The following is a 19,517-nucleotide window of genomic DNA, read 5'->3' as shown; positions in this document are numbered from 1 at the left end:
CATTAACAAACCTGAGTATCAATGAGAAAATTACTATTTGTAGTGCTGGCGGCTATTGTTATGATAAGCTGCCATAAAGAAAATAAAATTAATAAGGCCGATAACCTTAACATTACAGGCAACTGGGAATACCGCGGAACCACATGTTATTGCGTGCCCCCAACTGATACCAATGCCTATAAACCCGGCAATGGAACCATTTACAGCTTCATCGGAGGTGCTTACAAGTATTCGGTTAAACATCAATTGCAAAAAAGCGGTACCTTCAAACTGTTTAAAGAAAACGTAAATGGCACCGAGCTTAACCGCATCATTTTTGATAATGATAATAGTGGCGAGGCTAAATATATAGGACTTAACGGGAATAAATTTAGCCTTGGTGGAGCCATAGGGAGTGCCGCCGATGCACCGGTGGATTTTTATGAAAAGCTATAAATACTTATTAGTCGCCTGAGTACCCTTTACAGGTACAGTGTTCCTTCCATAATGATAACTGAAGACCCGCTTACCCAAACGCCATCGCCGGCAACTTTAACATGGATTGATGATGGGTGTTGAACTGCTGTGCCCTGCAAAATGTGGTAGTCATGGTTTTGTTTAATATGGCCAAGTTTTTCCAGGTAACCAGCCAAAGGCCCCGCTGCCGTACCTGTTGCCGGGTCCTCGTCAATCCCTATCCCCGGATTAAAAAACCTCGCTTCGGCAATATACCGCGCATCCGGCTGATTGGTGGTAAACAGGTAGAAACCCTCGAAGTCATATTTTTTAGAAAGCTGTTTTAAAATTGATTTATCGGGCACTGCTTTTTGTAATGCGGCCAGATTTTTTACCGGTACCATCAGGTGTGCAACCTCTGTTTCAACTATATTAATTTCCCAGCCATTTAAATTTAAGTCGCCAGGGGGTAATCCAATAGCTTGAGCAACCAGGTCGGTAGGTATGGTGCTGATCACTTTAGCCGGTTGCTGTTTCATGGCAACGTATGGAAGGCGGTCAATTTCGGTAACCCGGAGTGGAATCCTCGTGTCCTTAATAATTACCGATGGCTCCCCATCCTGGTGTTTAAAAATACCCCAGCCTTTTATTAAAGCCAGGCATACGGCACCTAACAGGTTATGCCCCGCGCCAATTACTTCAAACTCCGCAGGTGTAAATGAGCGTACCTTTAGCGCGTTTTCTGTTGTTGAATAGTTCACAAAAGAAGTTTCGGAATAGCCAAACTCCCTTGATATAGCATGGTACTGGCTTAGTTCAAGTTCTTCCTCTGTATAAACTACTGAAAGTTGATTGCCTTTATATTTTGTATCTGTAAATACATCGAGCACATAATAATTGAGCTTTTTCATTTTGTTATTTAATTAACGTGCAATCAAAATTAAAGGCTAATAGTTTATTTTTGTTATGGGTTAACTAAAGGTTACCAGTTACCTTTAGTTAACTATCAATTACTATGGCCACAATCAACATCAACGGAATTATACAGGAAGCCAGCTGCGACCAGGAATTAGCTGCTATAAAAGACAGTCTGGAAATATTAGGTGGAAAATGGAAGCTGAGAATCATGCGGCACTTGAATAACCGCCATGCCGAGAAAAATACATTTAAAAAGCTTCAGCGCGAAATTGAGGGGATTTCGGCCAAAATGCTGTCTAAAGAATTGCAGGACCTGGAGATGAACCTGCTTATTTCCAGGACAGTGATGGATACCAGACCAATCACCGTAAATTATGCCATTACAGAATATGGACTGAGTGTTTTACCTGTTACGGAAACATTGGTGCAATGGGGCTTAAACCACAGGCAAAAAATTAAAGCATAATATTGAAAAACCACTCGGTAAATTATACCCTTATATTTTTTTAAATACGCAATATTGTGTATAAAATACATGCAATATCAATTATTATAATATTATAATAATTGATATTGCATAGGCCTTCCTGCACGAATCTGTCTCGTGATTACTAAACCCAAATCAACGGTGTAGCCATTTACACCGCAGAAAACATAAAGAGGTCGGTACAAGATTCGAACTTGCGAACATTCCTTTTGCAGAGGACTCCCTTGGACCACTCGGGCAACCGACCCATTTTTTGATAGCCTAAGCTATCCTGTTAAAATAAATACATTCATTACGTGTTTAATTATTGTAAACCAATTCATTATAGTGGAAATAAAAGGACTTTAACCTTTAACCGACACCGTATAAGGGTGCTGCTCTGACCATTGAGCTATATTTCCAAGTAGGGTAACCCGGGCTCGAGCCGGGAGCCTCCACATCCCAAATGTGGTAATCTGACCAATTGATATACTACCCTGAAAACAAAAAATCCCCTTAGATTTATCTAAGGGGACCTGGTTACTTTATATCTTTTTTATGAATACGTAGCTACCTCCTCTGATAAATCAGTTGCGGGAATCGGCTGGGTATACATATTGTATTTTTCATGATGCAATGATACATAAATATTTATTAAACAAGAAAAAATATTAATTTATTTTTTCAATTTGCCCGTTTAGTATTTCAAGTAGTTTGATTTTTGCCTTATGGGTGCCTTTTCTAAAAATAACGATTGCAAATCCATAAAAGAACAGTACCGCTACAAAAGGCAAATATTTTGCAATTATGGGCTGGTCTATGCTGCCAACCTTGGTTAGATGGTTAATTGATGTTATTGTAACGATCGAGCACATCAGCAATAATAAAATCAGTACCAATCTAAATAGTGTCACTGTAATTTGTATCCTGCTGCCGCTTAAATTTGCGTCTACTATTCCCCTTATTTTGGGTGTAAATGAGTTTCGGCCAGCAAAGCGAGGAACTATTTCAAATTCATTACTTTTCAATCTTTTTTTGAAAAGAATTGGAACCGGAGAAAACAAGCCTTTATCCGGCGCAAGGTTATCGTTTATTCTAAGTTTTACTTCCTCGGGCTTTAATGGGCTTATTATATAGAAGTTTTGGTAGGGTATAAGTATCATGATAATTGACTGCGGTTACCTACTGTATAAATACCACTCATTTTTCATTCTTTAATAAAAAATAAAAAATAACTTTTACTAAGCAAATAGCATGGTTAGCACATAATTGCCATCTTATCTTCCCCTTAATTCCCTTGCTCTTTAAATTTTATCTCGATATATTTAAAGTGCCAAACCACCCAATCATGCCAAAAGAAGAAGTATCCGATCTGCTTAGATTCCTGTATGAGTTTTCGCCGGAGGTAAGGGAGAAAGTATTATGGCTGCGCGAATGGGTATGGGATTTATATCCGCAAGCCAACGAACTCATTTATGATAATTATAATGCGCTGGCGTTTGGCTGGTCGCCTACAGAAAAACTGGGGCAAACCTTTTGTTCAATAGCAGTATATCGTATTAATGAAGGCATCCATTTTGGCTTTTATTGGGGAGCCGACATTGCCGACCCGCAAAAGCTTTTATTGGGCAAGGGCAACCAGTACAGGTATGTGCCAGTTAATAACCTCGATAATTTTCCGTGGGATTACATTTCAGGGCTTGTTGAGCAGGCCTGGGAAAACTCTTTGGCAAAAGTTAAAAGCCCCAAAGATATTGTTAAGGGCAAAACCATTACCAAAATGACATCGCCTAAGAAAAGAGAAAAGAAGCTGAAGAAATAATTCAGCCATAATCTTAATTCCTCTACTTCTCTACCAAGGCCAGCCAATCCAAAATCACTTTTCTGATGCCGCCTTCTTTGCTTTTCAGATCATCCATATCCTGTATGTATACCAACCTGCGGCCATCGGCATAATCGCCGGTTAGTAATCCGCTGGTATCATTAACCTTTGCACCACTTGGAAATACCAGCAGGATGCGTTTGTGCAGGTTCATTACAATGATATACCTTTTATATTCCTTTGGGTTAAAGAGTTTCATATCGCCCGTATACAAAAAACTCGGGGCGTTCCATTTTATTTCTTCGCCAATTTCAGGATTGGTGCTTAATACTATCTGCCTTATAGTTTCCACTATTTCGGCTACCGGGCCATCCAGCTTTTGGATGTATTCGGTTACCTGTTCGGTATTTGATTTAGGTGGTATTTTTGCCATATTGCTTGCAGGTTTATACAAAGTTGTTGAATACCAGTGAATAATAAAAATGTTGTATACGTTGCAGGTGCTCATGCCCATTTTTAATAGTAGCGCCACGAGTAATGCCATTAAATTAAGGCTTTGCCTGCTCCAGGGGAGCAAAAGCTTTGTAGCACAGATAAATCAACAAATTTTAGCGTGCCAGAGGTACGCTACATCATGGGCCGCACCTCTGGAGCGGAAAATATCCGGTTTGATTTTTTCTACAAAGCTTAGACCTCTCTGAGGTCCTATCACCTTAACTTATTAGCATCGCTCTGCGAGGCAAAGGATGCTATTTCTACAAGAGGTCACTCTGCTGATGGTGATTGGTATAGATAAGTACAACAGATTAGCTTAAACCCCTTTACAGCAATTGTGTTTTTACATCAAATTCCCTTCATTTTTATTTCATTTATCGCAATCAAAAAACATATATCTTAGTTTAATCTTTCGGATCACAATTAAAGCAAATTACACCTGCATTTCCGTAACATTATAAGGGTTTGCAAGTCTTTTATATAAACAATTATACCATGGCTATTAATCTTCAAAAAGGGCAAAAAATAGATATCGGGCTGTCAAAAATGACAGTTGGTTTGGGCTGGAACCCAAACGAAGGCACAGGTTATGATTTCGATTTGGATGTATCGGCAATCATGATAGATGCCAACCGGTTTGTGCCCCAGGACGAGTTTTTCGTTTTTTATAACAATGTAGATTCTCCCGATACGGCTGTTCACCATACCGGCGATGATCCGTCTGGCGGTAACAGTGATGGCGGCGATGACGAATCCATCAATATCGATCTTACTAAGGTAGATTCCAAGATACAGGAAATATTATTTGTGGTAACCATCCATGAAGCGCAGGCCCGCAGGCAAAACTTTGGCCAGGTGCGCGATTCGTACATCCGGATTATTGATGAGCAAACCGGCGCCGAAGTTTGTAAATATGAATTGGGCGAGGATTTCTCTATCGAAACCGCTGTTGAATTTGGCAGGCTATACCGCCGTAGCGGCGCCTGGAAATTCGAGGCATCTGGTGTGGGCTATAAAGAGGACCTTGCCTTCTTTTTAAGCAAGTATTTTAAAGGGCAGATCATTAAATAAGTAATACAATGGCAATAAATCTGGTAAAAGGTCAAACTATTGATCTTCGTAAAAATGATAAGGGCGAAAGCTTCGATCTGTCTTCGGTAACCATTGGTTTGGGTTGGGATGTAAGACAAAGCCATGGCGGCGGAGGCTTTTTAGGCAAACTGTTTGGCGGCGGGGCCGAAGAGGTGGAGTACGATTTGGATGCTATAGCGTTCCTGCTGGATAAAAACGGCAAGGTAGCCGATAGGGGCCGTACCTGGCAAAAACCTAATGGCAATAAAGTGAGTTTATATGAAGGTGATGTAATCTACTTCAACTCGATGAGGCACCCATCAAACCACATCTGGCTTACCGGTGATAACCGTACCGGCGCCGGCGATGGCGACGATGAGCAGATCATTGTAAAGCTGGATTCGCTCGACCCAAAATTCGACCGTATATTGTTCATCGTAGCCATATACCAGGGGCAAAAAAACAATCAGCATTTTGGCATGGTAGAGAATGCCTTTATCCGGGCGGTAGATAATAGTGGTAAAGAGATAGCCAAATTCAGCCTATCCGGAGATTCAACTTTTAACGGCATGTGTTCTATGAAGTTTGCCGAGGTTTACCGCAAAGATGGCTCCTGGAAATTCCGCGCCATTGGCGAACCGCATACCACCGATAATTTTTTAGAATTACTTAAACAGTATTAAAAGACAGAATCAAGAGTTAAGAATCAAGATTCAGGAAGCTGCACTTATCTGCCAGCTTTTTCCTGTCTTGATTCTTAACTCTTGATTCTTGACTCCCTCTAAACCTGCCTATGTTCCTCCACTATTCCTTCGATCTTTGGCTTACACTGATCAAATCAAATCCTTATTTCAAGATTGAGCGTACCAAGATCTTTCATCGCGATTTTAACCCTGGGGGTAAAAGCATAGATGAGGTTGCAAAAGCATTCAGGCAGGTAGATCTGATGTGTAATGCCGTAAACGAAAGTACCGGGAAAAATATTGATGCTGATGAAATGTACCTCATGGTAATCAGCCTGATTAATGACAACCAGTTAAGCCTTGCTGATATTGATACAGCCAAATTGTACCAGGATATGGATAAGCTGCTGTTTTACTATTTACCGGTTGTTTACTCATCTGTAACAATTCCAACGTTGCAGCATCTAAAAGAAAAAGGCGGTAGTACCTTTAGTTTGTTAAGTAATACCGGCTTTATTAAAGGGGCAACATTAAGAAAAGTACTGGTTGAATTAAAGATGAATGAATACTTTGATTTTCAGCTGTATTCTGACGAAGTGGGGATGTCAAAACCAAACCCGTCTTTGTTTTTTTTGATGATGCAGCACATAAAACGGATCAATACGGGTGAAACTATCAATTTAAATAAAATCATTCATATAGGCGATAACCCTAAGGCTGATATAGAAGGCGCCAACACTGCAGGCATTAAAAGTTTGCTCATCAACTCAAACAACCAATCCATTTTAAGCTTAATAAGTTAATGAACGCTACCTGGTCATTACATCATATTGATAACCCTACCCAATTTGGCTTTTGCCCAGACAGCTACAGCCGTTTCAAATTTGGGGACGATGCCGTATCCCGCAAATTTGGCACCGCCCTGGCCGATGGATTTATAAAAAACCAGTTGACCGGCAAACCTGTATCACAGCAAATTGTGGTAATATCAAGCCCGTACTCGTTTATTCCTACAGCTACATTTGCCATGAAAACCTGGTTTGTGTATGAGCTTAACCGTTGGCTGGCGCAGCATGGCTACCCCGTAGTGCAGGAAACCAAGGTACACCGTACCATAACTTACAAAGAGGATTATGGAGAGTTGAACGCCGAGCAAAGAATGAATTTGATAGGCAACGATTCGTTTCATATTGATAAAGATTTTTTGACCAATAAAACGTTGATATTTTTGGATGATATTAAAATCACCGGCAGCCACGAGCGCATGATCATGAAAATGGTTAAGGCCTATGGTTTAAGCAACGATATTTATATGCTTTACTTTGCCGAACTGGTGAACCAAAACATCCACCCCAACATCGAGAACTTTTTGAACTATCACCAGGTAAAAACGATATTTGACCTGGAGCCTATTATTCAAAGCGGCAACTTTTGTATCAATACCCGGATAGTAAAATATATCCTGAATTATAATTCCGATTGTTTCGGCATTTTTATACAAAACCAAACCATGGATTTTGTAAACTTGCTTTACGATATGGCTTTGGGCAATGGCTATCATACTATTGACGCTTATGCCAAAAACCTTAACTTTATTACCGAAAACCTATTTATAAACAACAAAAATTTAATTAAACATGGCAATTAATTTGCAAAAAGGCCAGCGCGAGGCAATACATGCCCCAAAATTCACCATCGGGCTGGGCTGGGATACCAATAGTTCATCAACAGGCAGCGCGTTTGATTTAGATGCCTCTGTTTTTATTTTAGGTGATAACAAAAGATTGGTGGCCGATGAATATTTTGTATTCTACAACAACCTTAAATCGCCGGATGGCTCGGTTGAACATACTGGCGATAACCTTACCGGTGCCGGAGATGGCGATGATGAGCAGATAAAGGTTGATCTGTCAAAAGCGGACGCTAAAGTATCCGAGATCTGCATTGTGGTAACCATTCACGAGGCCGAGGCCCGCAAACAAAACTTTGGCCAGGTGCGTAATTCTTTCATCAGGATATTTGATGCGGAGACAGGTGCCGATATTTTAAAATACGAGCTGGAAGAGGATTTCTCTATAGAAACAGCGGTTGAGTTTGGCCGTATCTACAAAAAAGACAACAACTGGAAATTTGAAGCTGTTGGTGCCGGTATGAAAGGCGGCTTGCAGGATTACTTAACCAAATACCAATAAAATTATGGCAATCAATCTTCAAAAGGGACAGCGCATCAGTCTCGAAAAAAGTAATGGCAGCAAATTGCAAAGTGTTTGTATAGGCATCAACTGGGGCGCCATAGAAAAGAAAGGCCTCTTTGGTTTTGGTGTAACCAAAGAAGCGGTAGATCTGGATGCCAGCTGCGCCTTATTTGATGAGAACAAGCACCTGGTAGATGTGATCTATTTTGGTAACTTAAAATCAAAAGATGGTTCTGTAAAGCATAGTGGTGATGACCTTACCGGCGATTTAAACGGGAATGACGGCCTGGACAACGAAGTGATTACAGTTAATCTTTCGGGCCTTGCGGCATCAGTAACTTATGTGGCTTTTATGCTGAACAGCTTCCGCGGGCAGGATTTTGGGTCGATCCCTTTTGCATCCATCCGCATTTACGAAGGTACGCCTACCCGTGTAAACGAGGTATTTGCTACTTATGATATTGCGCACAGTAAGGATTTTGCCGGCCATGTAGCTATGGTGTTGGGCGTTTTTTATAAAAAGAACGGCGAGTGGAAATTTAATGCCATTGGCGAACCAACCCGCGACCGTAAGCTGGAAGAAACCGTTAAAACAGTAACGAATAATTATTTATAACAGAAATTAAGCACCAGGGTATATATTGGTTATCCGGGTGCTATAATCGATCAACTATTTCAACAGAAAAAAAATCATGGAAGGCACACCTAATAACAACCCAATAAATATAACCCCGGTTAACCTGGATATTAATCCTGCCCCGGGTACTACCACTCCGGTAAAGCTGCTGGATAAAGAAGGCAATGTAGACCTGAGCAATATCAGCACTACCGAGGTGCAAAAATACAGTGAGGTAGCAAAAGCGCTGGATCCCAAAGATGTTAACTCCATTCTTAACTATGGCACCGATGTGCAGGCTTCAATGGAGAAGTACAGTAACAACTTTTTAACATCGGTACGTACCTATAACTCGGGCGAGGTTGGTCTGCTGATCAACGATCTGCTTACCGAGCTTAATTACATCGATGTGGATGAGTTGAACCAAAATGCGTTTACCTCATTTATATCGCATATTCCCTTTGTTAAAAAGCTGGTATTTGATGCAAAAAAACTTTTCCAGAAATACGATACCGTAATTAACAATATTGATAAGATCACTAATAAGATCAAAGCTGGCCGCGTAAATTCATTAAAGGATAACAGCTCGTTACAAACCATGTTTGATAGCAATGTAACCTACATCCACCAGATGGAGGAGCTTATTATATCGGGCCAGTTAAAATACAACGAACTGAACGAGCAGCTGGCACAGATGGACGCCAATCCATCAGCCTATAATGATTACGAAATTGCCGACCTGCGCGATTTTGTGAACCGCCTGGATAAACGCCTTGCTGATTTAAAAGTGGTTCGCTTTATCATGATGCAATCGCTGGCTCAAATCAGGATAGTGCAAAGTAATAATACTACCATTGCCGAAAAAGCACAATCAATAGTATCAACCACCATTCCGGTTTGGAAAAACCAGTTAACCATAGCCGTTGCCCTAAACAGGCAAAAGGAAAATGTGGAGATGCAGAAAAAGATTTCGGATACCACGAACACCATCCTACAAAAAAATGCCGAGCTGCTTAAACAAAACAGTATTGACGTAGCCCGCGAGAACGAGAAAACGGTAGTATCATTGGATACCCTGAAACGCACCACCGCATCGTTGATAGAAACCCTTACCGAGGTAAAACGCATCCACAATGAAGGTACCGCAAACCGGAAAACACTGAATACCGAACTTCAATCGCTGGAAACTGAGTTGAAGAAACACGTGACGAACGCGTAAAAGCAGACATTCCCTTCATGTCATTGCGAGGAACGAAGCAATCGCGAACTTTGCAAATCCGCTCTGTAAAGTTCGCGATTGCCGCGCTGCGCTCGCAATGACATCATTTTATACCTAATCGCCTGTACCCACAGGCGATTTTGTTTTTAAAGTCATCTCCTTTGGCGGGGCTTTGGGCAAGGCTTCTTTTTTCGTAATTTTGTGCTCAGTACATGGATGAAAACCGGTTAAATATTCTAAATCAATCCAACAGAATGCTCAGTAAGCTGCAATTGCTTTCTGTGTATTTTGGCGACGATATTATTTATAAAATTTACCTGCGCAGTCAGGTGATCCATAAACTGTTTGAGAGCAATCCCGAACTGGATATCAACAAACTCGATTTGTTTCACCTGCAATTCACCCAAAGTTTGATTGATCTGCTCCGCAAGATCAAGAAAAATAACGAGGGCAATATTAGTCTGTTGTTTGATGAGATCCAGATCAATAAAGAAATGATTGAAAGGTTAAATGATCCAACCTATACCCTTGCCAATTTTAACATAGAAAAGCAAAGGCAGGCGTTAAAAATCAATCTTTCATTGCGCAAATTATTTCAGGTGTTGTCTGATAGCGCTAACGACAATCCGCTTTCAAAAAACATCAACTCTTTCAGCTCCCGGTTTGCCGCTGATTTTTTCTACACCATCAGTAATGACCTGGTGGAAGAAGTAACGGCTTACAATCTTCCCGATGTTTACAAAAATGAGTACGCTACCATACAGCGCAAACTGATGGGCGTATTGTGCAAATATGATTTTAAAACCGAGTTTTATTGCGGGTTAAAATCGGGCAGCCAGGTTATTGAGATATATAAGTTTGTGGAGGTTGATCGTTATTTTTTATATGCCCCGCAGGATAGCCTGTTTGTGTTTTTTGATAAAGCCAAAATAGCGGATATAGATATGTCAACCAATCTATCTAAAAAAGAAAAACTGGTTTACGAACTTAAGAACAAGAACGACAAGCTGGAGGGTAATGCCGCGGCCATGAAAGTATACATGCCCGCCGAAATTACAAGCCTGCTTGCCGATAATTATAAAAAGATCTCGGATATCAGTTTCCTTGATGATATTACCAATATTGATGTTCAGGCCAATATTTTAAAAAGTATGCTGAATACCGATTTAATTTAGTTTATTTAACATTAACAAAAATACATTACCTGCTACCATGGATTTTTTTCACTACATATTAGGCCCGGATATTAAAGCGGGCCTCCTCATTATTTTAAACCTTATTTTAATTGAGAGTCTGCTTTCTGTTGATAACGCTGCCGTACTGGCAACCATGGTATTGGATTTGCCAAAAGATCAGCGAAAAAAAGCTTTAAGATATGGTATTATCGGCGCGTACGTTTTGCGCGGCGTGTGCCTGTTTTTGGCCGCCTGGCTGGTAAAAATCTGGTGGTTAAAACCTATTGGCGGTTTGTACCTGTTATACCTCAGCTTTGATTATTTTAAAGGTAAAATACAAGCGGCAAATGCCGGCGGCGAAGAACCAGAGGTAGATAAAAGCAAGAACTGGCTATACAAGTCAACCGTTGGGGTGTTCGGCGTATTTTGGGCTACAGTGGCTTTGGTTGAGTTGATGGACCTTGCCTTTTCTATAGATAACGTATTTGCTGCAGTGGCCTTTACAGATCATGTGGTTTTGATCTACATCGGTGTATTTATTGGTATCCTGGCTATGCGTTTTGTGGCCCAGGCATTTGTAAAGCTGATGGAGAAGTTTACTTTCCTGGAAACCGTAGCTTTCATTGTGATTGGTGTATTGGGTATTAAATTATCTTCTTCCTTATACATTCACTTTTATCCGGAAGCGCCTTTCTCCAAAATGATGGAAGGCGAAAGCGCCGATATCGTAACTTCGGTATTTACCGTGGCCATATTCATTATCCCGGTATTAACATCGTTACTGTTCAATTTTCCTAAACGCCATACCATTGAACCAGAAGTGGCCGAGGCTGCCGAGGACGTGCTGGATAAGCAGTAGGCGGATAGCAGTTTGCGGATAGCACCAATTGCATCAAAAATATAAGCTGGGGACGGGTGATTCTCTCCCTTGGGAAGGGATGCGGTTAAGTTACGTTTGTAAATTGAAACGGCACAACCTGGACTGCCTTAATATCTAATGACAAAATGAAATTCAACAAAATAATAGCCTCCATCTTCGGTATAGGTTTTTTAAAGGGGGGCGGCACTTATGCTGCTATTGTTACCTGTGGTGGCATCTGGCTGTTGTGGCAATGCGCTGCTCTTCAAAATCCATTTTATTTATTAGCTATCACTATTATTATAACTCTTTGGGGTGTTTACGTAAGTAATAAAGTTGAAGCCGACTGGGGCGAAGACAGCTCGCGCGTGGTGATAGATGAAGTGGCAGGAATGCTTATTACCATGGTGTTTATTCCGCAAAACCTTTACTTTTTATTGGCGGGGCTGGTACTATTCCGCTTTTTTGATATTGTAAAACCCCTGGGTATCCGTAAGATGGAAGCCCTCCCCAGCGGTACCGGCGTGATGATGGATGATGTATTGGCGGGTGTTTATTCCAATATTCTGCTATGGGTTGGATATTTGGTTTGGATGAAATTTGGCGGGTAGAGGCGTTAAAAAAAAGGCTTTTTGTCATCCTGAACGCAGTGAAGGATCTATTATTCGCTATGCTTCTTCGCCCTGTAAATCTGCGAATAGATCCTTCACTGCGTTCAGGATGACAAATCTTTTAAAACGTCGTTCCCATTCAGTTTCCCCGGGATTTTATATCAAAGGCAATCGCATAGTAAATTTAAACCTTACTCGTAACGCAGAGCCTCAACCGGATCAAGTTTGGCGGCTTTTTTGGCAGGGTAATAGCCCGATATCAACCCGATAAAAGTACATAGTACCACGGCAAATACAAGCCAGCCATATGGTATTGCAAATGTCCCGCTTATTTGAACGGCAATTACGTTACCTGCAGCCATCCCAAGCACTATGCCCGCCGCCCCGCCCATGAGGCAGATTACGATAGCTTCAATTAAAAATTGTTTGCGGATCACCGATTGTGTGGCGCCAACCGCTTTACGTACACCAATTTCGCGGGTACGCTCGGTAACGGATACCAGCATAATATTCATGAGTCCTATTGCAGCGCCAATAAGGGTAATAATACTGATGGCAAAACCACCTGCCGTAATGCCGGCCAACTGGCTTGAAAGCTCCTGCTGAACAGAATCACTCCGTGAAATTTCAAAATTAGTCGCATTAACCACATTAAGGCTGCGCACGTTCCTGAATAGGGATGTTGCCTCACCAATTGTTGCATCCAGGGCTCCGGGACCTTTTACCTTAACGGTAATGGTATATGATGCCTTCTTATTGGTATCTATCTGTTTGGCTTTCAATATGGGAATAATACAAAATTTATCTCCCCCAAATGAGCTTGAACCTTTTGATGCTATAACCCCTACTATTTTATATTTAATACCCCCGATAAAAACGTTTTGATTAACAGGATCGGAGTGTTTAAAAAGTTTTTGTTTAATCTCATCACCTATAAGCACCACATTTGAGCCGTGTTCCAACTCGGAGGTTGAAAAATTACGGCCAAAGGATAATTTTTTACCGCTGGTGGCCAGGTAGTTTTCGTTTGATCCGGAAACAGAGATATTCTGATTTGTTTTTTCGCTGCCAAATTTGGCTATCGCTATGCCTGTGACATCTAAATTAACGGCAACTATTACGGGTAGTTTAAAGGTTTTTTTAAAACGATCAGCCTGGTCATAAGTAATGGATGGATATATTTTACGATGACCGCCGTTACCAAAATTTAAGCCCTCGCCACGGTTTTGGATAGTGAAGGAGTTGGCGCCCAAATCAGCAAAGGCATCATTGGTAAACTGCCGTATGCCCTCAATAGCCGTTAAGATACTCACTAGTGCCATAATCCCTATAGCAATAATTAACGCGGTAAGCGAAGTGCGCAACCTGTTACCGGCTATGGATTGTAACGCTATCGAAATATTTTCGCTAAGAGTGGTTTTTACCGGCATGGGCGTAATTATGTAATAAGCATCTATATGACTAACAACCCTATAGGTTTGTTACAGTCATCATTAAAAAGAATGAGGAGGCAAGATAAGATGAAAGACTAAAAGATAAAAGGCAATTCAAATATAAAATAATTGTGAATTTTATATTTATTACTTCAGTTATGATACGATGTGGAATGTTTATTTGCTCCTGATGTGGGCCATCTGCACAGCCTTGGGTTGGCTGTATGTTTTCGCTTAATTAATAGATAAGGGGGAATTAGTTCCCCTAAACTAATCCCCCTTTGGTATTAACTAAAGCTTTTCAAATATGAAATTTACTTTCTTATTATTCAAACTTTGTGTGAAATTGTAAAGAAAGTGTGAAATTATACGAAAAGGTGTAAAGTAAAGCACCTCCTATGTGGATACAACTCCAAAAATTGGACTAAAGGAGGGCAAAAGGCGCATTTGGTTGACGGGTGTATTTGCTTGGTTATATAAGGTCAAACGCCATAGCATATTGCGATAGATCAAAAAACGAATTCACTTTTAGTTTGTGCTTGATTTTTTTGCGATGTGTTTCTACTGTACCTACGGCAATAAATAATTGATCGGCTATTTCTGACGAGCTTTTACCCAGCGCCAATAAACGCAAAATTTCGCGTTCGCGTTTGGTGAGGTTAGAGAACAGCTGGTAGTTTTTACGCAAAAACGTGTTTTCTTGCAGCATTCGCTCTACTTTGACGGTGATATGCTGTATGGGATCAACCTTAAAAGCCATATTGATCGTTAGTAACGGTAGCCCCTCATCATCGCGCATCAAAATTTTCATCGTACTTAAATGCCACACCCAATCCGGGTTACCATTTATTTTTACCTGCTGAAAAAAGGTAATATCTTCATCGTTGTTCCGCTCAATCATAAGTTTGATCTTAGGCACATACGTTTCTGCGTCCTCGGGACTAAAATAGTTAGCTATATACTCTGAAGGCGTATAATTGCGAAACTCTGCCAAGCTGATCCCCAATTGATTTAACCCACTTGGCGACATATATTCGAGAATAAAATTGGGCATACGGTGAATAATGGTAACACCTGGCAGCAAATGAGCAACGGCATGTATTTTATCAATCTCGGCTTTAATTTTTTGTTCTAAATCGTTTGATGTAGCCATGCAGTAGTAAAAATGATTAAAAGATAGCCAATATAATAATTGTTTTAGCAGCAGGCAATTGTATTGAAGGATATGATTTTTATGCACAATATACCCAGAAGTAGGTATTGTTTTACGCTTGATTTTTGTGATACTTTGGAGCAGGTAAATAGTCAGTTTAAAGATTGGCTCATCCTGCTTAAAGTTTGATGGTATAGCTACTATTTACTGATTTTCAAAAAAACGCTTTAAGCCTAAACCTTATCATAAAAAATTGTTGCGGATAACAGCTGTTATAGCAACAATGAGCAATTCCCCCGCTTCACAAGGGTAAGCCCTTGCTGTTGCGGGGAACATTCCTGCGGGAATACCAGGAAAGCTGGGGGGGGTAATTGGGGGCTGCTGACGCATCACATTGGGTCAGCAAGCCATCGGAGAAAACACTAGGAAAGGCAGAAAAGTCAGCATCCGAAAAGGTAATATTTCTATATTTGCCCGCAAAACTTATTCCTTGTCTTATACTATTACATCTCCCTTTAAAAGCGCATTACTTTTTTTTGCCATTTTCTTTTTAACGTTAGTTAAGGGATATTGCCAGCAATTTTATATTGCAGCGTACGGCGTGCCGCTGGAACGCGTTACCTTAACATCTAATGGTCCATTGTCGGTGCCTGTTGGAGGATGTGGAACCAATGAGTTTTTTTCTATAGCCATATTAGGCAATAAATTGTACTACAGTAACGGCTCTTCGATGTTTGCTGGAGATATAACGGGTGGTAATTCACCTGTTATTACCAATTGTGTTTTTTTAGGCGACGGTAATTTTGGTAATGCACTTACTGTTGACAAGCAGGGAATTTTATACTATGCAATAAGTAGCGAGCTATATTCATTTAATCCGGCCAACAAAAGAACAATTTTTATAGGAACGATGCCCTATAGTGCACAGGGAGACCTGATGTTTTATAACAATGAATTATATATGGCTGCAGGTGAGGGCATAGCCAAGATCAATTTGGCAAATGTTGCCCTTAGTACACTATACATACCCATACCCGGTGAAACTATTTACAGTTTAACAGCAGCAACAATAAATGGAGTTACTAAAGTATATGCCTTTACCGAATATCCGGTACGGCAGATTTATGAGCTTGATATGCAAAAAAGGGTTATTAAGGATGTTGTTGGTGTGCTACCCTATCAAACTCTGGATGCCGCAAGTGACGCGGAAGCAGGAACCGTACAATATATCGAAATCGATCATGTGGGTATAAGTCAGGAATGTAATGTGTTTAATAAAGGGCGTGCACAAATTGTTGCCAAGCCGCACGCATCCCGCTTCACATATTACCTAAATAATGGGCAAAATAATTTAACCGGCATTTTTGATAATCTTAGTCCGGGTAATTATACGGTAACTATTTCATCAAATGGTACCGAACCTCCAAACCAGGTTTATTTTACAGTGCCGGATTTTACAATTGGTAATCCCGTTATAACCTTTACAAAGACAAATCCAATGTGTTCAAAAAAGGGAAGTATTAAACTTGATGCGGGTAATGCAAACGCAACACATAGTATTAAGTTTAATGATCAGATTTTTAGCTTTGACCATACTTTTACCGACTTAATAGCAGGGAATTATCACTTTACCATATTGAATGAAAATGGCTGCGTAACCGACGAAAAAGATTACGTCCTGTTGCCGGGTAACTGCCCGCCAATACCAAATATTGATAAAGAGATACTGCAGGAGTGTGATGTTTACAATCAGGGTAGCGTAAAAGTGATTACCCCTCCTCATACAGATCATTATACTTATACTTTAAATGGTATAACTAATACAACCGGGGTTTTTAATAATCTGAGTCCGGGAAACTACACCGTAATTGTAGAATCAGACGGACTGTTCAGCGCAACAAGCTTGCAATTTGTGGTCCCTGATTATTCAATTAACAAACCGGTTATAACGTTTACCAAAATCAATCCTGTATGCGATGTTAAGGGTAGCCTTAAACTGGATGCAGGCATAGCCAATGCAACCTATAATATCAGGTATAATGGGCAGATTTTTAAATTTGATCATCCATTTACCGACTTAACCGCAGGCAACTACCATTTTACTATTCTAAACCAAAACGGCTGCATAACCGATGAAAGGGACTACAACCTGCAGCAGGACAATTGCCCGCCAATAACCATCATGGATGTTCAAATGCAGGCCGAATGTAATGTGTATAGGCAGGCCAGCGTAAAAGTAATTACCCAGGATCATCCGGACACTTACACCTATATCCTAAATAATGAGAGCAATAATACGGGGATATTTGATTTTCTGACGCCCGGTACCTACACATTAATAATTAATTCATCGGGTGGCGACCATAAAGAACAACAGGTAACAGTTCCTGATTTTACCTTAAACAATCCGGCTATAACATTTACCAAAATTAATCCTTTATGTGATGCTAAAGGCAGCATTAAATTCGATGCGGGAGCGGCCAATGCAACTTATAATATCAGGTACAATGGCCAGGTTTTTAATTTTGATCACACATTTACCGGCTTAACCGCAGGCGACTACCATTTTACTATTCTAAATCAAAATGGTTGCATAGCCGATGAAAAGGACTATACCCTGCAACAGGATATTTGCCCGCCAATAACCATAAATGAGGTACAAATACAGGCGGAATGTAGTGCCTACGGGCAGGCCAGTGTAAAAGTAATTACCCAGGATCATCCGGACACCTACACCTATACCCTAAATAATGCGAATAATAGTACGGGGGTATTTAATTTTCTGATGCCCGGTACTTATACATTAATAATCAACTCATCCGGGGGCGATCATAAAGAGCAGCAGGTAACAGTTCCTGATTTTACATTGGATAAACCGGGCCTGATTTATAAGGTTAAGGCCCCAGTTTGCAAATTACTTGGCGAAATAAAGTTTACCATAAGTGGAGATGGCAAAGGTGCTGTAAAAGTAAAACACGGAAATGACGTGTTTTCAATTGATCAAACCATTAAAGATTTACTCCCTGGCCCTAATCATTTTACAATATTTAACCAGCAGGGCTGTATTTTAGATGAAATTGATATTGATATAATTCAGGATCAGTGTGAGCCGGTGGTTTTCCCCAACACATTTACCCCTAATGGCGATGGTGTAAACGATGTTTTCAGGCCTAACCAGGAAAGTAACCCGCTCAATTTTAAACTGGTAATATATAATCGCTGGGGTAATCAACTGTTCCAATCCCGAAGTATTTTCCAGGGTTGGGATGGAACCTATAAAGGTAGCGCGGTAGCTTCTGGAGTGTACTATTGGATTGCCACTTATAACATGCCAGATGGTACAAGCGCCCGTCAAAGCGGATCTGTTACGCTGATCAGGTAGGGGAATGAGTTTGCAAAAACACATTTTGTCATCCTGAACGCAGTGAAGGATCTAATATTCGCGTTGCTTTTTCGCCCTGTACAGTCTGCGAATAGACCCTTCACTGCGTTCAGGATGACAAACCTTTTAAAACGTCATTTCCCTTTTAGTGCCCTCTGGATTTTATACCTCCACGGGTTGGAGAATAGAGGCCCGATGAGCGTCCGCCCCAAAAACAAAAAAAACTACCTGCTTAGCAGATAGCTTCCGTAATATATGATGGACTTTTGCAAAAGTCGGGTTTACATGCCCATTGTGTTGCCGCCCATACCGGCAGTATAAATGGCTTTGTTTTCAACTAAATGGCTCACAGCAAAGTTGTTACTTTTAACGTTTGACTGGATTGCCCTGTTCAGGTTTAATTCTTCTGTGGCGCCTTTTAAATCGGCCGTTGCGTTATCTTTTACGGTTAAGGTAGTACTAAACGCGTCTAAGTTTAACTGGCGACGGCGTTGTTGTGCAAATCCACGTTGAACTCAATTTTTGATAGTTTACCGAATGATTTTACGGTGGAGTTATCAAATACCGAAACGGAACGCAGGTCGGCAGCGCTTACCCAGACTACCAGTTTTTCGTTGGTGTATGAGGCAATGCTTAGCACGCCATTTTTGCTTTGCACTAATGCGCGTTCGGCGTAGTATTTATTGTAAACTTTTACCTGGTCTTGAGTTGCATCAGATATGTATAACTCTACATTGCCGTGAACTTCTATTTTATTGATGGCGCTGATATCATTTAATAGGGTGAAGGCATCCATTGTTAATGAGTTGGCGTAGGTTGATTTTGTTAAACCTAACACCATAACAAACATTGTGATTACGGATAAAATTTTGGTTTTCATTGTTTTATTTTTTAATTGTTATGTTAATTAATTGTATTGCTTATCTATGAATACAACCAAAAAACGGGGCCAATTTTAACCCGATATTGTCGCCCTTAGGGTTA

The 19,517-nt window shown here is 40.6% G+C and carries 20 protein-coding genes and 3 tRNA genes; 14 read left to right on the top strand and 9 right to left on the bottom strand.

Annotated elements, in window-relative coordinates:
* Nucleotides 1-21: 21 nt before the first annotated feature.
* Entirely contained in the window at nt 22-435 is a 414-nt protein-coding gene (locus tag AC1D0K_RS27030) for a hypothetical protein (protein WP_477399692.1), read from the top strand.
* A gap of 26 nt (nt 436-461) precedes the next feature.
* Here AC1D0K_RS27030 and AC1D0K_RS27025 read toward each other — a convergent pair whose 3' ends face one another.
* The gene (locus AC1D0K_RS27025) at nt 462-1,346 is read right to left on the bottom strand and encodes a PhzF family phenazine biosynthesis protein (RefSeq protein ID WP_477399694.1); all 885 of its coding nucleotides are present in this window, start codon (nt 1,344-1,346) and stop codon (nt 462-464) included.
* Nucleotides 1,347-1,450: 104 nt separating this feature from the next.
* On the opposite strand from AC1D0K_RS27025, the gene AC1D0K_RS27020 reads away from it, so the two are divergent.
* Nucleotides 1,451-1,819: a winged helix-turn-helix transcriptional regulator gene (locus AC1D0K_RS27020; protein WP_477399696.1), complete on the top strand. Its 369-nt coding sequence runs from the start codon at nt 1,451-1,453 to the stop codon at nt 1,817-1,819.
* Between the two features lie 194 nt (nt 1,820-2,013).
* On the opposite strand, the gene AC1D0K_RS27015 is transcribed toward AC1D0K_RS27020, so the two are convergent.
* From AC1D0K_RS27015 to AC1D0K_RS27000, 4 genes are all read right to left on the bottom strand, one after another.
* A tRNA-Cys gene (locus AC1D0K_RS27015) sits at nt 2,014-2,087 on the bottom strand.
* Between the two features lie 81 nt (nt 2,088-2,168).
* Nucleotides 2,169-2,241: transfer RNA gene (locus tag AC1D0K_RS27010), tRNA-Ile, on the bottom strand.
* Between the two features lie 3 nt (nt 2,242-2,244).
* A tRNA-Pro gene (locus AC1D0K_RS27005) sits at nt 2,245-2,318 on the bottom strand.
* A 172-nt stretch (nt 2,319-2,490) separates the two neighbouring features.
* Nucleotides 2,491-2,847: a hypothetical protein gene (locus AC1D0K_RS27000; protein WP_477399698.1), complete on the bottom strand. Its 357-nt coding sequence runs from the start codon at nt 2,845-2,847 to the stop codon at nt 2,491-2,493.
* A 320-nt stretch (nt 2,848-3,167) separates the two neighbouring features.
* On the opposite strand from AC1D0K_RS27000, the gene AC1D0K_RS26995 reads away from it, so the two are divergent.
* On the top strand, nt 3,168-3,641 hold the full coding sequence (locus tag AC1D0K_RS26995) for a hypothetical protein (protein ID WP_477394190.1): 474 nt from the start codon (nt 3,168-3,170) through the stop codon (nt 3,639-3,641).
* A gap of 22 nt (nt 3,642-3,663) precedes the next feature.
* On the opposite strand, the gene AC1D0K_RS26990 is transcribed toward AC1D0K_RS26995, so the two are convergent.
* Nucleotides 3,664-4,074 carry a DUF1801 domain-containing protein gene (locus tag AC1D0K_RS26990; protein WP_477394192.1) on the bottom strand — a complete coding sequence of 137 codons (411 nt, stop codon included), beginning with the start codon at nt 4,072-4,074 and terminating at the stop codon, nt 3,664-3,666.
* A 557-nt stretch (nt 4,075-4,631) separates the two neighbouring features.
* On the opposite strand from AC1D0K_RS26990, the gene AC1D0K_RS26985 reads away from it, so the two are divergent.
* The 10 genes from AC1D0K_RS26985 (at nt 4,632) to AC1D0K_RS26940 (ending at nt 12,565) form a co-directional block, all read left to right on the top strand.
* Entirely contained in the window at nt 4,632-5,207 is a 576-nt protein-coding gene (locus AC1D0K_RS26985) for a TerD family protein (RefSeq protein WP_295716023.1), read from the top strand.
* An 8-nt stretch (nt 5,208-5,215) separates the two neighbouring features.
* Nucleotides 5,216-5,890, top strand: a complete 675-nt coding sequence (locus AC1D0K_RS26980; RefSeq protein ID WP_477394195.1) for a TerD family protein — start codon at nt 5,216-5,218, stop codon at nt 5,888-5,890.
* A gap of 110 nt (nt 5,891-6,000) precedes the next feature.
* Nucleotides 6,001-6,693, top strand: coding sequence for an HAD family hydrolase (locus AC1D0K_RS26975; RefSeq protein ID WP_477442016.1), 693 nt, complete (start codon nt 6,001-6,003; stop codon nt 6,691-6,693).
* Nucleotides 6,693-7,538, top strand: coding sequence for a phosphoribosyltransferase family protein (locus AC1D0K_RS26970; protein WP_477394199.1), 846 nt, complete (start codon nt 6,693-6,695; stop codon nt 7,536-7,538). The genes AC1D0K_RS26975 and AC1D0K_RS26970 overlap by 1 nt, the downstream gene beginning before the upstream one ends.
* Complete coding sequence (locus AC1D0K_RS26965; protein ID WP_477394201.1) at nt 7,528-8,082, top strand: TerD family protein; 555 nt, start codon at nt 7,528-7,530, stop codon at nt 8,080-8,082. Before AC1D0K_RS26970 ends, AC1D0K_RS26965 begins: the two co-directional genes overlap by 11 nt.
* 4 nt (nt 8,083-8,086) lie before the next feature.
* Complete coding sequence (locus AC1D0K_RS26960) at nt 8,087-8,701, top strand: TerD family protein (protein ID WP_295716033.1); 615 nt, start codon at nt 8,087-8,089, stop codon at nt 8,699-8,701.
* Between the two features lie 76 nt (nt 8,702-8,777).
* A complete protein-coding gene (locus AC1D0K_RS26955; RefSeq protein WP_477394205.1) occupies nt 8,778-9,920 on the top strand; it encodes a toxic anion resistance protein in 1,143 nt (380 codons plus the stop codon).
* A gap of 254 nt (nt 9,921-10,174) precedes the next feature.
* Complete coding sequence (locus AC1D0K_RS26950; protein ID WP_477394207.1) at nt 10,175-11,095, top strand: hypothetical protein; 921 nt, start codon at nt 10,175-10,177, stop codon at nt 11,093-11,095.
* 37 nt (nt 11,096-11,132) lie between these two features.
* A complete protein-coding gene (locus tag AC1D0K_RS26945; protein WP_477394209.1) occupies nt 11,133-11,954 on the top strand; it encodes a TerC family protein in 822 nt (273 codons plus the stop codon).
* A gap of 146 nt (nt 11,955-12,100) precedes the next feature.
* Complete coding sequence (locus AC1D0K_RS26940; RefSeq protein ID WP_477394211.1) at nt 12,101-12,565, top strand: phosphatidylglycerophosphatase A family protein; 465 nt, start codon at nt 12,101-12,103, stop codon at nt 12,563-12,565.
* Nucleotides 12,566-12,756: 191 nt separating this feature from the next.
* Here the strand turns inward: AC1D0K_RS26940 and AC1D0K_RS26935 are convergent, their stop codons facing one another.
* Together AC1D0K_RS26935 and AC1D0K_RS26930 are read right to left on the bottom strand one after the other, a co-directional pair.
* Nucleotides 12,757-13,995 carry an ABC transporter permease gene (locus AC1D0K_RS26935; protein ID WP_295716046.1) on the bottom strand — a complete coding sequence of 413 codons (1,239 nt, stop codon included), beginning with the start codon at nt 13,993-13,995 and terminating at the stop codon, nt 12,757-12,759.
* 475 nt (nt 13,996-14,470) lie between these two features.
* Nucleotides 14,471-15,151 (bottom strand): LuxR C-terminal-related transcriptional regulator, encoded by a 681-nt coding sequence (locus tag AC1D0K_RS26930; protein ID WP_477394214.1) that lies wholly within the window; start codon nt 15,149-15,151, stop codon nt 14,471-14,473.
* 490 nt (nt 15,152-15,641) lie between these two features.
* On the opposite strand from AC1D0K_RS26930, the gene AC1D0K_RS26925 reads away from it, so the two are divergent.
* Nucleotides 15,642-18,533: a gliding motility-associated C-terminal domain-containing protein gene (locus AC1D0K_RS26925; protein WP_477394216.1), complete on the top strand. Its 2,892-nt coding sequence runs from the start codon at nt 15,642-15,644 to the stop codon at nt 18,531-18,533.
* Nucleotides 18,534-19,008: 475 nt separating this feature from the next.
* On the opposite strand, the gene AC1D0K_RS26920 is transcribed toward AC1D0K_RS26925, so the two are convergent.
* Nucleotides 19,009-19,413 carry a hypothetical protein gene (locus AC1D0K_RS26920; RefSeq protein ID WP_477394218.1) on the bottom strand — a complete coding sequence of 135 codons (405 nt, stop codon included), beginning with the start codon at nt 19,411-19,413 and terminating at the stop codon, nt 19,009-19,011.
* Nucleotides 19,414-19,517 lie beyond the last annotated feature (104 nt).

It is taken from the genome of Mucilaginibacter sp. P1_A3 (genome assembly GCF_056406855.1).
This window is presented reverse-complemented; position numbering and strand designations above follow the sequence as displayed.

Excerpts from the sequence above, each read along its gene's own strand:
- AC1D0K_RS26970 (WP_477394199.1), top strand. The coding sequence starts at position 6,693 with ATGAACGCTACCTGGTCATTACATCATATTGATAACCCTACCCAATTT.
- AC1D0K_RS26950 (WP_477394207.1), top strand. The coding sequence starts at position 10,175 with ATGCTCAGTAAGCTGCAATTGCTTTCTGTGTATTTTGGCGACGATATT.
- AC1D0K_RS27030 (WP_477399692.1), top strand. The coding sequence starts at position 22 with ATGAGAAAATTACTATTTGTAGTGCTGGCGGCTATTGTTATGATAAGC.
- AC1D0K_RS26975 (WP_477442016.1), top strand. The coding sequence starts at position 6,001 with ATGTTCCTCCACTATTCCTTCGATCTTTGGCTTACACTGATCAAATCA.
- AC1D0K_RS27020 (WP_477399696.1), top strand. The coding sequence starts at position 1,451 with ATGGCCACAATCAACATCAACGGAATTATACAGGAAGCCAGCTGCGAC.
- AC1D0K_RS26990 (WP_477394192.1), bottom strand. The coding sequence starts at position 4,074 with ATGGCAAAAATACCACCTAAATCAAATACCGAACAGGTAACCGAATAC.
- AC1D0K_RS26995 (WP_477394190.1), top strand. The coding sequence starts at position 3,168 with ATGCCAAAAGAAGAAGTATCCGATCTGCTTAGATTCCTGTATGAGTTT.
- AC1D0K_RS26960 (WP_295716033.1), top strand. The coding sequence starts at position 8,087 with ATGGCAATCAATCTTCAAAAGGGACAGCGCATCAGTCTCGAAAAAAGT.
- AC1D0K_RS26920 (WP_477394218.1), bottom strand. The coding sequence starts at position 19,413 with ATGAAAACCAAAATTTTATCCGTAATCACAATGTTTGTTATGGTGTTA.
- AC1D0K_RS26940 (WP_477394211.1), top strand. The coding sequence starts at position 12,101 with ATGAAATTCAACAAAATAATAGCCTCCATCTTCGGTATAGGTTTTTTA.
- AC1D0K_RS27025 (WP_477399694.1), bottom strand. The coding sequence starts at position 1,346 with ATGAAAAAGCTCAATTATTATGTGCTCGATGTATTTACAGATACAAAA.
- AC1D0K_RS26965 (WP_477394201.1), top strand. The coding sequence starts at position 7,528 with ATGGCAATTAATTTGCAAAAAGGCCAGCGCGAGGCAATACATGCCCCA.
- AC1D0K_RS26935 (WP_295716046.1), bottom strand. The coding sequence starts at position 13,995 with ATGCCGGTAAAAACCACTCTTAGCGAAAATATTTCGATAGCGTTACAA.
- AC1D0K_RS26985 (WP_295716023.1), top strand. The coding sequence starts at position 4,632 with ATGGCTATTAATCTTCAAAAAGGGCAAAAAATAGATATCGGGCTGTCA.
- AC1D0K_RS26955 (WP_477394205.1), top strand. The coding sequence starts at position 8,778 with ATGGAAGGCACACCTAATAACAACCCAATAAATATAACCCCGGTTAAC.
- AC1D0K_RS26930 (WP_477394214.1), bottom strand. The coding sequence starts at position 15,151 with ATGGCTACATCAAACGATTTAGAACAAAAAATTAAAGCCGAGATTGAT.
- AC1D0K_RS26980 (WP_477394195.1), top strand. The coding sequence starts at position 5,216 with ATGGCAATAAATCTGGTAAAAGGTCAAACTATTGATCTTCGTAAAAAT.
- AC1D0K_RS26945 (WP_477394209.1), top strand. The coding sequence starts at position 11,133 with ATGGATTTTTTTCACTACATATTAGGCCCGGATATTAAAGCGGGCCTC.